Origin of the sequence: Rhizomicrobium electricum (assembly GCF_011762045.1) — a bacterium.
Classification (GTDB): domain Bacteria; phylum Pseudomonadota; class Alphaproteobacteria; order Micropepsales; family Micropepsaceae; genus Rhizomicrobium; species Rhizomicrobium electricum.
This window is the reverse complement of sequence record NZ_JAASQS010000007.1, coordinates 113,565-127,272: the sequence shown is the minus strand read 5'-3', so window position 1 is coordinate 127,272 and position 13,708 is coordinate 113,565. Positions and strand designations below refer to the sequence as shown.

The following is a 13,708-nucleotide window of genomic DNA, read 5'->3' as shown; positions in this document are numbered from 1 at the left end:
AGAATGCCGTGCTTGTGCCGAGAATAGCGCAGACACCGGCTCCGCGCACGAGGATCCACGCCAGCCGTTCAGAGATATGTGTTGCGGCGGCGCGTTCCGATGGCGATAGGATGGAGCACACCAGCACGGGACGTATCATGCTCGAACAGGAAGCTTCGAAGACGGCACTCGGCGTCGCTCTTATGCGCGCGGCGCATCAGATTCTCGACACCCCGCCGCTCCTGTTCGAAGACCCGCTCGCGCTGGCGCTGCTCGGCCCCGATGCCGAAGCGATGATCCGCGCCCATATCGCGCGGCATCAAACCTTATACGGGCGGGGCCTCCGGTCGCACGTTTGCCTGCGCTCGCGCTTCACCGAAGACCGGCTGCGGCAAGCCGAAGCCGACCGCTATGTGCTGGTGGGCGCCGGACTCGATACCTTTGCATTACGCCAGCCCGATTGGGCGAAGGGTTTGCGCATCCTCGAAATCGATCATCCGGCAACGCAAGCGAAGAAGCGCGAAGCGATCGCCAAGGCCGGATGGGCGGAGCCTCAAAACCTCGCCTTCGCCGCCGCCGATTTCACCCGCGAATCCCTCGCCGACATTCTGGGACGGCAACAGATCGCACGACACGAAAAGGTGTTCTTCTCCTGGCTCGGCGTCACCATGTATCTGACCGAAGCGGAAATCGATGCCTCGCTCGACGCCATGGCACACGCCTCGGACCACCCGTCGGTGTCGCTGACCTTCAAGCAACCGGACCGAGGCCAGGGCGATAAGGCGATGCGCGATTTGGTGGCTTCGCTGGGCGAATCCTATGTCAGCGACTTCACGCCGGAAGCGATGGCGGCCAAGCTGACGCAACATGGCTTCGTGAACCAGGAATTCCTCACCCCCGAACGGGCGACCGCGGAATATTTCACACCACCGCGCAGCGACCTCACCGCTCCGCGCCGCAGTGGCATCGTCTACGCGACTACAGCGTAGAGAAGATACCCAGCGGATTGTGGGCCCGCGCCACGCTGGCGATGAAGGCGAACACCGCCAGCGCCGCGAGGAAGGCGCCGAGGCGGATGTTTTGCGTCTTGCCGCGCTTGAGGGCGTAAGTGCCGAGCCCGACATAGACCACCAAGAGCACGACCTTCATCGTCAGCCAAGCGTCGATGAAGGGATACTGATGCACCACCGTCGTCAGCATCAGCGCGGCGGTGAGAAGAATGGTGTCGACGGTGTAGGTGAGGTAGCGCACCGGCGCCCAGTGCGGCCACGCCGCCTTGAACACCGTCACGGCAAAACCGCGCAGGAAGAAAAGGGTGCCGCTCATCAGAACGGCACCGAGATGAACCAGACGGATTTCGGCGTAATAGGCTTCCAACTAGTCCTCGCGTCCGGTTTCGCGCTTCGGGCGGACCCACAGACCGGCGACGAACAAGGCCAGCGCAATGGCGCCCAGGCTGAAGATGACATCTCCGGGCACGCGCATCCAGATCAGCAGCGGCACAAAAGGCTGCTGCATGAACAATTCCGACCGCGCGTACCAGTAGCCGTGATTGATGGCGGCGAGAAGCTGCAAGGTGCCGAGCGGCAACAGCGTGCACACCGCCATCAAAGCGAGGCCGATGTTGAAGCACCAGAACGAGGCCTTGAGGAATTTCTCGTTCCACACCAGCTCCGGCATCATGCCCCGGAGGCAGAAAAGAACGAGGCCGACGCCGAGCATGCCGTAGACGCCGAACAGCGCGGTGTGGCCGTGCAGTGGCGTGAGGTTGAGGCCCTGCATGTAGTAAAGCGACAGCGGCGGGTTGATGAGGAAGCCGAACAGGCCGGCGCCGACCATGTTCCAGAACGACACCGCCAGGAAGAACATCACCGGCCAGCGATAGCGGCGCATCCACGGCGTCGCTCCCGCCAGCCGCCACTGGTCGTACGCCTCGAAGCCGATATAGGCGAGCGGCACCACTTCGAGCGCCGAGAACGAGGCGCCCAAGGCCAGAACCGGTGCCGGCGTGCCGGCGAAATAGAGATGGTGCAGCGTGCCGAGAACGCCGCCGGCCATGAAGATGATGGTCGAGAACAGGACGGCGACGGTCGCCTTCTTCACTTCGAGCAGTCCGAGACGCGTGAACAGGAAAGCGATCACCGCGGTGGCGAACACTTCGAAGAAGCCTTCGACCCACAGATGCACCACCCACCAGCGCCAGTACTCGACGATGGAGAGAGCGGTGTGACGGCCCCACATCAGGCCGGCGGCATAGAACAAGCCGATCGCCACCGCGGAGAGGAAGAACAGGCCGGTGATCGAACGGCTCTCGGACTTGCGCATCAAGGCCGGCCACAGTGCGCGTCCGACCAGGAGCAGCCACAGCATCAATCCGACGAACAGAAACCACTGCCAGAAGCGGCCGAGATCGACGTATTCGTAGCCCTGATGGCCGAACCAGAAGTTGAGCTCGAGCCCCATCTTCTGCATCACCGCCAGCCATTGTCCGGCAAAGGCGCCGACCACGATAACGAGAAGGCAGACCCAAAGGAAATTGACTCCCAGGCGCTGGAACCGCGGTTCGTGTCCGGAAATCGCCGGGGCAATGTAAAGGCCGGTGCCGAGCCACGCGGTGGCGATCCACAGCACGGCAAGCTGGGTGTGCCAGGTGCGGGTGATCGAATACGGCAGCAGGTTGGCCATCTTGTAGCCGTACACGAGCTGGCCTTCGACCTGATAATGGGCGGTGATGGCGCCGAGCAGGATCTGGGTCAGGAACAGCGCCAGCACGACCCAGAAATATTTCGCCGTGGCGCGCATCGACGGCGTGATGACGACGCTGCGCAAGGGATCGGCGGCGGGCACCGGCAGGGGTTCGGAATCGTGCGCATGGGTGCGGGCGTGATACCAGCCGAGCAGCGCGATGCCGGCGAGCAGGAAGGTCACCGAAAACGCCGACCACAGGAAGGTCGTGGCGGGCGGACGGTTGCCGACCAAGGGCTCGCTCGGCCAGTTGTTGGTATAGGTCAGGTTGGAACCGGGGCGCTCGGTCACCGCGGCCCAGCTCGTCCACCAGAAGAAGGCGGCCATCTGGCGGCGATCCTCCGCTTGCGCCACCGTGTTGTCCTTCATGGCATAGTGCTCGCGCAGCACTTCCGTCGCCGGATCGTCGCCGAACAGGCTTTCGTAATGGGCGGCCACGGTTTTCATCGCGCTCGCGCGCCATTGCGGCACCGTGACCGTGGCGGTGGCGGGATCGTAGGTGTTGCGGCGGATCTGGGCGCGCAGGCGGCCTTGCAGCGCCTGCTGATGTTCCTCGTCGAGCGCGGCATAGGAGGCGGCACCCTCCGCCTTGGCCCAGCCGTCAAGCACGGCGACGACTTCGCGGTGCAGACCGTCGGCCGACCAGTCGGGCGCCACATAGGCGCCGTGCCCCCAGATCGAGCCGAGTTCCATGCCGCCCATCGATTGCCAGACCTCGCGGCCGCGATCGATATCCGCACGGGTGTAGAGCACTTCGCCGCTGTCGGAGACGACGCGTTCGGGAACCGGCGGCGCGTTCATGCCGATGTCGCGGCCGACCCATAGCAGCACCGCAAACGATGCGGCCAGCAGCGCGATCAACCACGTCCACAATTTCCTGGGACTGTCCATGCCCGTCTCTCCCGTGTTGCGCGCCGGTTGCTCCGGCGACGATTAAATATGCATAACGCGTACTTCATTTTGCTGCAATTGCACCCGCCCCTGACAATTCGTCGGGTCTGCCGCCGCCCGGACGGCGCCGCCTCCAGAAACGGCGCGGCCGTGTCGCAAAAAACGTGTATCTTCGGGAGCGAATCGGTGAGTTCCATGGACGACTTCGAAGCGCCCCGCGGGAGCATCCCGCATCCACCCTCGGCCGACGGCCAGTTCCTGCGCCGCGTCCTGATCGCCGCCTTCGTGATCGGCATGATGCTGGTCTTGTGGCAGGTGTCGCTGGTCCTGATCCTGACCTTCGGCGGCATCGTGGTGGCGGTCGCCTTGCGCAATCTCGCCGGGCCCTGGGGACGGCTCTTACGCATCTCCGACCGCATGGCGCTGCTGCACACGGTGCTCAACCTCACCGCCGTCGCCATCGCCTTCTTCTATTTCTTCGGCGCCATGGCGGGGCACCAGTTCTCGTCGCTCGCCGACCGGCTGCCGCAGACCCTGGAGACCGCCCAGACCTGGCTCAACGGATCCCTGCTCGGGCGCCAGATCCTGGGAGCGCTCCACACCGGCGGCAATCCGGCTGAACGCCTGATGGCGGCCCTGCCCTGGGCGGGCGGCGTCCTCGGCGGCCTCGGCGAAGCGCTGTTGATGATCGTGGTCGGCATCTATTTCGCCGCCGACCCGCAACTCTACGTCAACGGCATGATGCGCCTGATCCCGCCGCGCAAACGCATGCGGGTCCATCAGGTGCTCGACGCCATCGGCCTGGCGCTCAAGAACTGGTTGTTCGGCATGACGCTCGACATGGTGCTTCTGGGCGTGATGACCTTCATCGGCATGTGGGCCATCGGCGTGCCGCTGCCGTTCGCGCTGGCGGTGCTGTCGGGCGCGGCAGTGTTCGTGCCCTATATCGGGCCGGCGATCGCCACCATTCCGGGCCTCTTGCTCGCCTTCAGCGTCAAGCCGATCCTCGCGCTCTACGCCGCCATGGTCTATCTCGTGGTGTTGACCATCGAGGCCTATGTCAGCCAGCCGCTGTTGCAGCGCTGGGCGGTGTCGCTGCCGGCGATCTTCAACCTCCTCGCCATCCTGGTGTTCGCGCCGCTGTTCGGCATCTGGGGCGCCATCCTGGCGACGCCCTTGTCGGTCGCGGTCTGGGTCCTGGTGCAGAAACTCTACATCGAGGACGTGCTCGAAGACCGCAAGCGCTGAACTACCAAGCGGTCACCAGCGGCAGGTCGAGGATATGGCCGAAGGTTTCGGCCGCCGCGACGATCTCCGGACGCTTGGCGAGAGCCAGCCGCCGCTCGCGCAACAGCTTGGCGAACGGCATGTCCACGCCCTTGGCCGGCTCGACACTGGTATGCAGCCGTTCCAGCATGTCATTGCGGTGCTTTTCATCGCCGAGGAATTTGAGCGTCAGCGCGGCGGCTTCGTTTTCCTCGCCGGCGCACAAGAGAGCCTGCATCGCTATGCCGGGCGCATCGCCGGCATGGGCCTGGACAAATTCCAGAGATTTGGCGAGCGCCGGTTTGTCGCCCAGCTGGGCATAGGCACAGACCCGCGCCTCTTGCGCCGCCATGGCGCCGAACGGACTGGCGTTCTTGGGATCGAAATTCGCGAGAACCTTGATCGCCTCCGCCGGCCGGCCGAGGCTGTAATAGGTATCGGCGAGATTGATGGTCTGGCTGACGTTGGCGCCACCTTCGCCGAACTGCGATCCGGCCTTGAACGCAGCAATCGCCTCGTCGGTGCGCCCCAGTTCCGTGAGCAGCATGGCACGCCGGTCGTAGAGCCAATTGAGCTCCTCGTCCTGGTCGGCGAATTTCTTGCCGGCTTTGATCGCAGCGAGCTTCTCGTCGATCAGCGCCAGACCTTCCTCGGGACGGTCGAGCTGATAAAACGTGTAGGTCAACTCCACCACCGGCTTGATCTTGTCGGGAGTCGCCGCCACGCGCGCCTTGAGGCGCACCACCGCCGCTTCATGGGCTTTGCGAATGTCGTAGCGGGCCGGATCGGCGGCAACGAGCGGATCGAACAGCTTTTCGGACCGCGCATCGACGACAAAGCCGGCCCAGGTGATCGAGGCCACCACCTTGCGCGCCTCGGCGACCTTGCCGGCTTTCAGAAGATAACGGGCATGGCGCTGCCACAGGCCGTCGGCACTGTCTTCCGGTTCGTCCGTCGGACGCCATTTGGCATCATATAGCGCCTTGACGATCCTGGCGTTGCGGGCGTCGCCTTCGGGCGTGCCCTGGCTGCCGTTCAGGATCGAATAGAGCGTGCTGACCTGGAGGAATGAAATCTGGTCGGGCCACGTGACCAAGCGTTCGAGCGACCGGCTGGCGTCGTCCTTATCCTCGGAGACCCAGGACGCCAGCGTGCGGAAATACCAATCGGTCTTGTCGGCGAAATTGCTGGCCGTCGCGATGCGCGACATCTTGAGCGCCGTCGGGTTGTCGCGCGTGCTGAAGGCGCAGACCGCCAGAATGCGGACCCCGATGTACTGCTGGCGATCATTCAACTGGCTGAACGCGGGCGCATCCACCGCCTGTTTGAGAGGCGGTACGGCGCCGGCGCAGTCATTGGCCTGGGCGCGGTTGATACCGCTCTGCAGAAGGCCCAATTCCTCGTCGAGATTGCCCGACGCACTGCCGAACGCGGCTCCGGACGCCAGAACCAAAAACGCCAAACCCGCACGCCACATACTTGTGCCCCCCGGCTGTGAACCCGCAGCATGCGCCCTGACGGGGTGCGCCCGAAAGTACCATGTCAGGGGCGAGACGCCGCGGCCGTTGCCTTTGCGCCTTCCTTCCGCTACAAGCCAGCCCTTCGCGGCCGCGAGAACCTAGGGCTCCCGCGCGAATTGCTGTACAATCAAGGACTTACCGATATGCGCGAAATTCAGGAACTCTCGGTTCAGCCGCGTCAAGGCACCGGCAAAGGCCCCAACTACCAGACCCGTCAAAAAGGCCTGATCCCGGCTGTCGTCTATGGCGGCAACGAGGAGCCCGAAAACGTCGCACTCGATCGCCACGCGCTCGAGCTGACCCTGGAAAAGGGCGCCTTCCTGACCACCCTGCTGCGTCTCAAAGAAGACGGCGGCAAGGTCACCCGCGTCATTCCGCGCGATCTGCAGCTGGATCCGGTCACCGACCGTCCGATCCACGTCGATTTCATGCGTCTGCCCGAAGGCGCCACCATCCGCATCGCCGTCCCGGTCCGTTTCCACGGCCAGGAAAAGTCGCCCGGCCTGAAGCGCGGCGGCGTGCTCAACGTCGTCAGCCATACCCTTGAGCTGGTTTGCCCGGCCGAGCACATTCCGGACTACATCGATTGCGACGTGTCCGAGATGGACATCCGCGATTCGCTGCACGTTTCCCATGTGTCGCTGCCGGAAGGCGCCCACACGGTGATCAAGGACAAGGACATCACGCTGGCTTCGATCGTCGCCCCGACGCACGTGATCGAAGAAGCCCGCGCCGCGGCCGCTGCCGCTGCCGCCGCGGCTTCCGCTCCGGCTGCCGAAGCCGCTGCTGCTCCGGCCGCTGGTGCTGCCCCGGCGGCGGGTGCCGCTCCGGCTGCAGGTGCCAAGGCCCCGGCCGCTGGCGCCAAGGCCCCGGCTGCCAAGGCTCCGGAAAAGAAGTAATCCTTTCGGGATTTGCGGGGCGCGGAGTACCGCAAGGTGCTGCCGCGCCTTTCGCATTTTTGGGACTTGTGGCCGATGGCCGATACCCCGCTTCTCGTCGCCGGACTGGGCAATCCGGGCACGCAATACGCCCGCAACCGGCACAATGTCGGGTTCATGGCCGTCGACACCATCCATGCCGAGTACGGCTTCGGACCGTGGCGCTCCAAATTCCAGGGCCAGATCGCGGAAGGCAAACTCGGCCGGCGCAAGACCTACCTCTTGAAGCCGATGACCTACATGAACGAGAGCGGCGCATCGGTCGGCGCGGCGGCGCGCTTCCTCAAGCTGGCGCCATCGGCCCTCGTCGTCATCCATGACGAGATCGATCTGGCGGCCGGCAAGCTGAAGGCCAAGACCGGCGGCGGCGATGCCGGACACAACGGCCTCAGGTCGATCACCGCCACCCTCGGCCCCGATTACCATCGCGTGCGCATCGGCGTCGGTCATCCCGGCGGCCAGCGCGAAGTGGTCGGCCATGTGCTGGCGAATTTTTCCAAAGCCGACGAGGATTGGCTCGTCCCGATGCTCGGGGCCGTCGCCGAAGCCGCACCGCATTTCGCGACCCAAGACATGATCGGATTCATGAACCGGGTCGGCGTGATCCTCAAACCGCAAGACCATAAACCGAAGCCCGCGCCCAAAGGGCCGGGAGGAAAGCCGGAGACAGCCTGATGGGTTTCAAGTGCGGCATCGTCGGACTGCCCAATGTCGGCAAGTCGACCCTCTTCAACGCCCTGACGCAGACGGCGGCGGCCCAGGCGGCCAATTATCCCTTCTGCACCATCGAGCCGAATGTCGGCGACGTGGCGGTGCCGGATGCGCGGCTCGATACGCTGGCCAAGATCGCCAACTCGGCCCAGATCGTGCCGACGCGGATCACTTTCGTCGACATCGCCGGTCTGGTGCGCGGCGCCTCCAAGGGTGAAGGCCTCGGCAACCAGTTCCTCGCCAACATCCGCGAAGTCGATGCCATCGTGCATGTGCTGCGCTGCTTCGAAGACGGCGACATCACCCATGTCGAGAACCGCATCGATCCGGTGAGCGACGCCGACACCGTCGAGACCGAACTGATGCTGGCCGATCTCGACAGTCTCGAAAAGCGCATCAAGCCGCTCGAGAAGAAAGCCAACTCCGGCGAGAAGGAAGCCAAGGAACAGCTGGCACTGATGATGAAGGCGGTGACCCTTCTGCGCGACGGCAAGCCGGCCCGCAATGTCGAACTGACGCCGGAAGAAAAAGAACCGTTCCGCCAGTTGCAACTTCTGACCGGCAAGCCGGTGCTCTATGCCTGCAATGTCGACGAAGGTTCGGCCGCGACCGGCAACAAATTCTCCGAGGCCGTGGCCGCAATGGCCAAGCGCCAGGGCGCCGGTGCCATCGTGATTTCGTGCAGGATCGAAGAGGAAGTGGCCCAACTCGCCGCCGAGGAACGCACCGAATTCCTGAGCGCGCTCGGGCTCGAAGAACCCGGCCTCAACCGGCTGATCCGCGCCGGCTACGATCTGTTGGGGCTCATTACCTTCTTCACCGCCGGTCCCAAGGAATCGAAGGCCTGGACGGTCACCAGGGGTTCGCGCGCGCCGCAGGCGGCGGGCGTCATCCACACCGATTTCGAAGCCGGATTCATCCGCGCCGAAACCATCGCCTATGCCGATTACGTCGCCGGGGGCGGCGAAGCCGGTGCCCGCGAAGCCGGAAAATTCCGCCTCGAAGGCAAGGACTACGTCGTCCAGGACGGCGACGTGATGCACTTCCGGTTCAACAATTAGGCAGTCGCCTCCCCTGAGAATCTGTCAGCGTTCCGTTTCGGGGCAGCGTGTTTGTTGGCAAGCACAACATGCTTGCAGCCAGCGCCCGCCTGATTGACGCCGTTCCGGTCCTCGCCGAAGCTATAGCGGTGGACCGGGATGGCGCGCGATGTGCAAAGGCAAGATGATCGAAATGACGATGGCGGACGGCGCCAGCGTCGGCGTCTATCACGTCGAGCCGTACGGCGTGCGCCGCGGCGGCCTCGTTCTGATCCAGGAAATTTTCGGCCTCACCGAGCATATCAAGGACACCGCCGATTCCTTCTGCAGCGAAGGCTACGAAGTGCTGGCGCCGTCGCTGTTCGATCGCGAGGAACCCGGCTTCATCGCCAGCGCCGACGAGATGCAGAAAGGCGTCGATCTCGCCTACAAGCGCCATCCGTTCGATCTGTCCGTTGCCGACGCAAAAGCCTGCGTTCACGCGCTGAAGAAAAACGGCCTCGTCTATGCGGTGGGCTATTGCTACGGCGGATCGGTGGCCTGGGCGCTCGCCTGCCGCTCGGACGAACTCTCCGCGGTTTCGAGCTATTACGGCAAGCTGGCCCCCGACGTGGCCGAGGAGGTGCCGCAATGCCCGGTGGTCTGCCACTTCGGCCGGCTCGATACGTCCATCCCGCTCGACCGCGTCGATCACCTGAAGCGCGCGCGACCGGAGGTGGAAATCCATCTCTACGACGCCGGCCACGGATTCAATTCGTCACGCCCGACGCATCACCATCCCGAAGCGGCGCGCCTCGCGCGCGACCGCACGCTCGACTTCTTCCGCGCGCACGGGGCTTAGGGCGTCCAGGTGCGTTGCTTGACCGTTTCGGTCCAGCCATGGCCGGCGAACGCCATGCGTTCTTTGGGCAGCGCCGGCAGCGGGGTCGCACCCGCGGGCCACTCGGGATAACGGGTCGTGACCACGACCTCCACCTTGCCGCTTTTCGGCGCGTCGACGGCCCATGAAAAACCGTCCTTGCCGGGCGCATGGATATCGAATTCCTGCCGCGTGCCGGACGCGAGTTTGAGGCCATCGAACGTGGAGGCGGCCAAGGGTATCTCGCTCTTCACGGTCACGGCGACGGACAACGCACCGGGGCGCGGCTGCACCGCGATCCGCAAGCGGCCGCCGTCGCGCAACAGCACCACGTCGGTATCGGGCACGTTGGCGGCGTCGGCGGGAGCCCACCACACGGTGCGCCCGCCCGCCCACGGCAGCGGCGCATTGCGGGCCTCGCCCAGAGCCTTCTGGGCCCACGGATCGAGCGTTCCGGCATAGGCCACGCGATAGGCTTTGCCGGTATCGAGATCCTTGACGTAGCGCACCTGCGTCGGCGCGGGATGGGCCGGCTTCGGCGCAGCGAAGCGGCCGTAAGCGAACAGCGCAACACCGGCGACAACGATCACGAGCGGCAGCGAACGTTGCGGCTTGGCGGTCGGCAGCAGCAAGAGGATCGGCAAGCCGGTGAGGAGCGGCATCATCAGCACGACCGGCAAATCGACACCGAGCGCCGTGAACAAGGCGATCGCGGCGGCAGCCGTCATCGCCAGATGCACCAGCGCCAGACCTACGCAAACGCCTTGCGAAATGGCACCGCCGCGGCCGCGAGCGATCCCGAAGCGCACACTCGCCATCGCGCCGCCGATCAGAACCGGCCACACCAGCATGAAGGCGGCTTCCGGAACCAGCGCCTGGGCCAGCGTGCCCAAGACCAAAAGCAGCAGCAGCAGAACCTGCCACAGTGCCGCCGGACGGATCGGACGCTGCAGGAACGGCACCGCCACCGCCAGCGCCAGCCCGACCGCCAAGGCGCCCGCACCCGCCAGCAGGAAATCGAAATGCGCCAGGCGCAGGAAATGATTGAGGCCGCCGAAGGTCAGACCGGCGCCGACCAGCGCCGCAGCCGGCACGACAATCACAAGCACGGCCGCAATGATCCCGCCACCCCAGGACGGCGGCGCCACCTTGCCGGCGGCCCGGATGCCGTAAAGCGTCAGCACGGCGGCCAACGCCAGCACCACCCAGCCGAACCACAAGGGATACTGGATGAAGAAGAAGCCCAGCACGTCGGAATACACCGCGTCGGACGCCTGCACCGGAAGACGGACGGCAAAGGCACGGGCGGCGCCCAAGGCCTGATCGCCCATGTGCTGCACACTGCCGAGATCGAGATGAGCGGGCGTGGCCAGCGGGGTGTGATACGCCGCTTCGTCGCCGATGAAGGCGAAGTTCAGCCCCGGCAGACCTTTTTCGAGCGCGATGGAAAGATCGGTGCCGTTCGGCATGTTCTTGTAGATCACGCGCGACAGCGAATTGGCCGACGGGCGCGGCGCCTGCGCCGCATACATCGCCACCGCATCGGCATTCTTGGGGCCGGTCTCGAACATGGCGGCAAGACCGGAATCGCCGCGGGTTTCGAAATTGATCACGGCGCCGACATGCGCGGCGAGCGGATCCTGATGGAAAAACGCGGCCGCGCCCATCAAGCCTAGTTCCTCGCCATCGGTGACGAGGAAGATCACGTCGCGGTCCGGCACGCCCGACGCCTTCATGGCACGGGCGATTTCGAGCGCCGCGGCGACCCCGGCACTGTCGTCGCCGGCGCCCGGCGAATCCGGCGCACTGTCGTAATGGCTCATCACCAGGACCGCAGGCTTGGTCGAATCCTTGCCCTTGAGCGTGCCGATGATGTTGGTGACCGGAGCGGAGACGATGCGGTTGCCGAAACGCTGGGTCGAACGCGCCGACTGCAACCGCGGCGACAGGCCGAGCGCCGTCATCCGCGCGGCGAGATAGGCCCGGACCCGCTCATGCTCGGCGCTGCCGACCGGATGCGGAGCTTGCGCGATGGCGTTGATGTCGGTGAAGGCGCGCGCGGCGGAAAACTCGCTCGCCGGCGCATTGACGGCGGCCGGCGTGGGCGTCTGGCTCCGCCACACAGCCAGAACCAGCGCCAAAGCCAAAACGATATACCCGGTACGCATCACCGCCCCCGCGTCGCATCCGACGCGAAGCTAGCACCGTCAACGGCTTCGTCAAAACGGATCAGCGGTCGGGGTAAAGCCCCTTCAACCCCGCTTCGCTCGCCTCGCACACGCCGCGTTCGGTGATGAGGGCGGTGACGAGACGCGCCGGGGTGACGTCGAAGGCCGGATTGGCGCCGGGCGAGCCGGGCGCGGCGATCTCCACCGTGGCGAGTCCGCCATCGGGCAAGCGGCCGGTCATCTTGAGGAGTTCGTCGGACGAACGCTCTTCGATCGGAATGTCGGAGCCGTGCGCCAGGCTCATGTCGAGCGTGGAACCGGGCAGCGCGACATAGAACGGCACGCCGTTGTCCTTGGCGGCGAGCGCCTTGAGATAGGTGCCGATCTTGTTGGCGACGTCGCCATTGCGGGTGACGCGGTCGGTGCCGACGATGCAGAGATCGACCTTGCCGTGCTGCATGTAATGACCGCCGGCATTGTCGGCGATGATGGTGTGCGGCACGCCATGGGAGCCGAGTTCGTATGCCGTGAGCGATGCGCCTTGATTGCGCGGACGCGTCTCGTCGACCCAGACATGGATATCCATGCCTTCGTTATAGGCCATGTAGATCGGCGCCAGCGCCGTACCCCAGTCGACCGTTGCCAGCCAGCCGGCATTGCAATGGGTCAACACATTGAGCGTGCCCTGTTTCTTCGCCGCGGCTTCGCGGAAAATCTTGAGGCCGTTGGCGCCAATGGCACGGCAGACTTCGACGTCTTCGTCGCAAATCGCAGCGGCCTCCGCCCAGGCTTCGGCAAAACGCTCGCCATGGGTCTTGGCGTGCAGCACGTCGTGCATGCGCTTCAACGCCCATTTGAGATTGACCGCGGTCGGACGCGTCGACCCCAAGAGATCGAGCGCGGAGATCAGCGCCTTCGACGACGGGTCTTTCTTCATCGCAAACGCGACGCCATAAGCCGCCGTGGCGCCGATCAGCGGTGCGCCGCGCACGGTCATGTTGCGGATCGTTTCGGCGCAGTCCTCGGCCGACTTCAGCACCACCGTCTCGAAACGATGCGGCAGCTTGATCTGGTCGATGACTTCGACCGTCTCGTCGGGGCGGGTCCAGATGGTGCGGTAATGCTTGCCGTGGATCTTCATTTCGCGGCCATATCTCCAGGGAAGGCGGCGACCAGGGCGTCGATGTCGTCCGGATCGTTCTTGAGGGTGAGCGGAAGCTGTTTGATCTTGATCGGCGAGCCGACATAGGGCGCGAAGATCAGTTTGCCGTTGAAGACGAAGCCGAGCCGCTGCTCGCCGTCGCCGGTGGAGGTCACTTCGAACAGGCGGTCGGCCGCGGCCTGCGTGATTTCGATCACCGCCTTGGGCACGGTCGGATAGCGATCCACTCGGATGATATCGGACCCGTCGAGAACCTTGTCCTTGGCGAGGCACAGTTCTTCGTTGGAGCCGATCAGCGCCAGAGTCGCTTCGCCGGGCTTGCATGCGACGATCAAGCGAACCTCGAAGCTCGCCTTCGCCGGAGGTGTCGCCGCATCGGCTGCCGTCGTCAGTGCCAGGGCCGCAAGACCCAGCAGGATCGCACGCATG

12 protein-coding genes are annotated in these 13,708 nt (G+C 64.9%); 6 read left to right on the top strand and 6 right to left on the bottom strand.

The window, feature by feature from the left end:
- The first annotated feature begins 137 nt into the window (after positions 1-137).
- The gene (locus FHS84_RS14850; RefSeq protein ID WP_166935693.1) at positions 138-968 is read left to right on the top strand and encodes a class I SAM-dependent methyltransferase; all 831 of its coding nucleotides are present in this window, start codon (positions 138-140) and stop codon (positions 966-968) included.
- Here FHS84_RS14850 and FHS84_RS14845 read toward each other — a convergent pair.
- Positions 958-1,356 (bottom strand): SirB2 family protein, encoded by a 399-nt coding sequence (locus tag FHS84_RS14845; protein ID WP_166935691.1) that lies wholly within the window; start codon positions 1,354-1,356, stop codon positions 958-960. The genes FHS84_RS14850 and FHS84_RS14845 overlap by 11 nt on opposite strands.
- Entirely contained in the window at positions 1,357-3,615 is a 2,259-nt protein-coding gene (locus FHS84_RS14840) for a nitric-oxide reductase large subunit (RefSeq protein WP_166935689.1), read from the bottom strand. It lies immediately after the preceding gene.
- Between the two features lie 195 nt (positions 3,616-3,810).
- Between FHS84_RS14840 and FHS84_RS14835 the strand changes: the two genes are divergently transcribed.
- Positions 3,811-4,863 carry an AI-2E family transporter gene (locus FHS84_RS14835; protein ID WP_243851113.1) on the top strand — a complete coding sequence of 351 codons (1,053 nt, stop codon included), beginning with the start codon at positions 3,811-3,813 and terminating at the stop codon, positions 4,861-4,863.
- Position 4,864: 1 nt separating this feature from the next.
- On the opposite strand, the gene FHS84_RS14830 is transcribed toward FHS84_RS14835, so the two are convergent.
- Positions 4,865-6,358 carry a tetratricopeptide repeat protein gene (locus FHS84_RS14830; protein WP_166935685.1) on the bottom strand — a complete coding sequence of 498 codons (1,494 nt, stop codon included), beginning with the start codon at positions 6,356-6,358 and terminating at the stop codon, positions 4,865-4,867.
- A 186-nt stretch (positions 6,359-6,544) separates the two neighbouring features.
- On the opposite strand from FHS84_RS14830, the gene FHS84_RS14825 reads away from it, so the two are divergent.
- The 4 genes from FHS84_RS14825 (at position 6,545) to FHS84_RS14810 (ending at position 9,931) form a co-directional block, all read left to right on the top strand.
- Entirely contained in the window at positions 6,545-7,300 is a 756-nt protein-coding gene (locus FHS84_RS14825; RefSeq protein ID WP_166935683.1) for a 50S ribosomal protein L25/general stress protein Ctc, read from the top strand.
- A 75-nt stretch (positions 7,301-7,375) separates the two neighbouring features.
- Positions 7,376-8,014, top strand: a complete 639-nt coding sequence (gene pth, locus FHS84_RS14820; RefSeq protein WP_166935681.1) for an aminoacyl-tRNA hydrolase — start codon at positions 7,376-7,378, stop codon at positions 8,012-8,014.
- A complete protein-coding gene (gene ychF, locus FHS84_RS14815; protein ID WP_166935679.1) occupies positions 8,014-9,111 on the top strand; it encodes a redox-regulated ATPase YchF in 1,098 nt (365 codons plus the stop codon). The genes pth and ychF overlap by 1 nt, the downstream gene beginning before the upstream one ends.
- Positions 9,112-9,259: 148 nt before the next feature.
- The gene (locus FHS84_RS14810) at positions 9,260-9,931 is read left to right on the top strand and encodes a dienelactone hydrolase family protein (RefSeq protein WP_166935677.1); all 672 of its coding nucleotides are present in this window, start codon (positions 9,260-9,262) and stop codon (positions 9,929-9,931) included.
- On the opposite strand, the gene FHS84_RS14805 is transcribed toward FHS84_RS14810, so the two are convergent.
- The 3 genes from FHS84_RS14805 to FHS84_RS14795 form a co-directional block, all read right to left on the bottom strand.
- On the bottom strand, positions 9,928-12,117 hold the full coding sequence (locus FHS84_RS14805; protein ID WP_166935675.1) for a M20/M25/M40 family metallo-hydrolase: 2,190 nt from the start codon (positions 12,115-12,117) through the stop codon (positions 9,928-9,930). The two genes, FHS84_RS14810 and FHS84_RS14805, sit on opposite strands and share 4 nt — an antisense overlap.
- Positions 12,118-12,178: 61 nt before the next feature.
- The gene (mtnA, locus tag FHS84_RS14800) at positions 12,179-13,258 is read right to left on the bottom strand and encodes an S-methyl-5-thioribose-1-phosphate isomerase (protein WP_166935673.1); all 1,080 of its coding nucleotides are present in this window, start codon (positions 13,256-13,258) and stop codon (positions 12,179-12,181) included.
- Complete coding sequence (locus FHS84_RS14795; RefSeq protein ID WP_166935671.1) at positions 13,255-13,707, bottom strand: hypothetical protein; 453 nt, start codon at positions 13,705-13,707, stop codon at positions 13,255-13,257. Before FHS84_RS14795 ends, mtnA begins: the two co-directional genes overlap by 4 nt.
- Between the last annotated feature and the right edge of the window lies 1 nt (position 13,708).

Bases quoted from the DNA above. Each gene is read 5' to 3' on its own strand.
- FHS84_RS14850 (WP_166935693.1), top strand. From the start codon at position 138: ATGCTCGAACAGGAAGCTTCGAAGACGGCACTCGGCGTCGCTCTTATG.
- FHS84_RS14840 (WP_166935689.1), bottom strand. From the start codon at position 3,615: ATGGACAGTCCCAGGAAATTGTGGACGTGGTTGATCGCGCTGCTGGCC.
- FHS84_RS14835 (WP_243851113.1), top strand. From the start codon at position 3,811: ATGGACGACTTCGAAGCGCCCCGCGGGAGCATCCCGCATCCACCCTCG.
- FHS84_RS14830 (WP_166935685.1), bottom strand. From the start codon at position 6,358: ATGTGGCGTGCGGGTTTGGCGTTTTTGGTTCTGGCGTCCGGAGCCGCG.
- FHS84_RS14825 (WP_166935683.1), top strand. From the start codon at position 6,545: ATGCGCGAAATTCAGGAACTCTCGGTTCAGCCGCGTCAAGGCACCGGC.
- pth (WP_166935681.1), top strand. From the start codon at position 7,376: ATGGCCGATACCCCGCTTCTCGTCGCCGGACTGGGCAATCCGGGCACG.
- ychF (WP_166935679.1), top strand. From the start codon at position 8,014: ATGGGTTTCAAGTGCGGCATCGTCGGACTGCCCAATGTCGGCAAGTCG.
- FHS84_RS14810 (WP_166935677.1), top strand. From the start codon at position 9,260: ATGTGCAAAGGCAAGATGATCGAAATGACGATGGCGGACGGCGCCAGC.
- FHS84_RS14805 (WP_166935675.1), bottom strand. From the start codon at position 12,117: ATGCGTACCGGGTATATCGTTTTGGCTTTGGCGCTGGTTCTGGCTGTG.
- mtnA (WP_166935673.1), bottom strand. From the start codon at position 13,258: ATGAAGATCCACGGCAAGCATTACCGCACCATCTGGACCCGCCCCGAC.
- FHS84_RS14795 (WP_166935671.1), bottom strand. From the start codon at position 13,707: ATGCGTGCGATCCTGCTGGGTCTTGCGGCCCTGGCACTGACGACGGCA.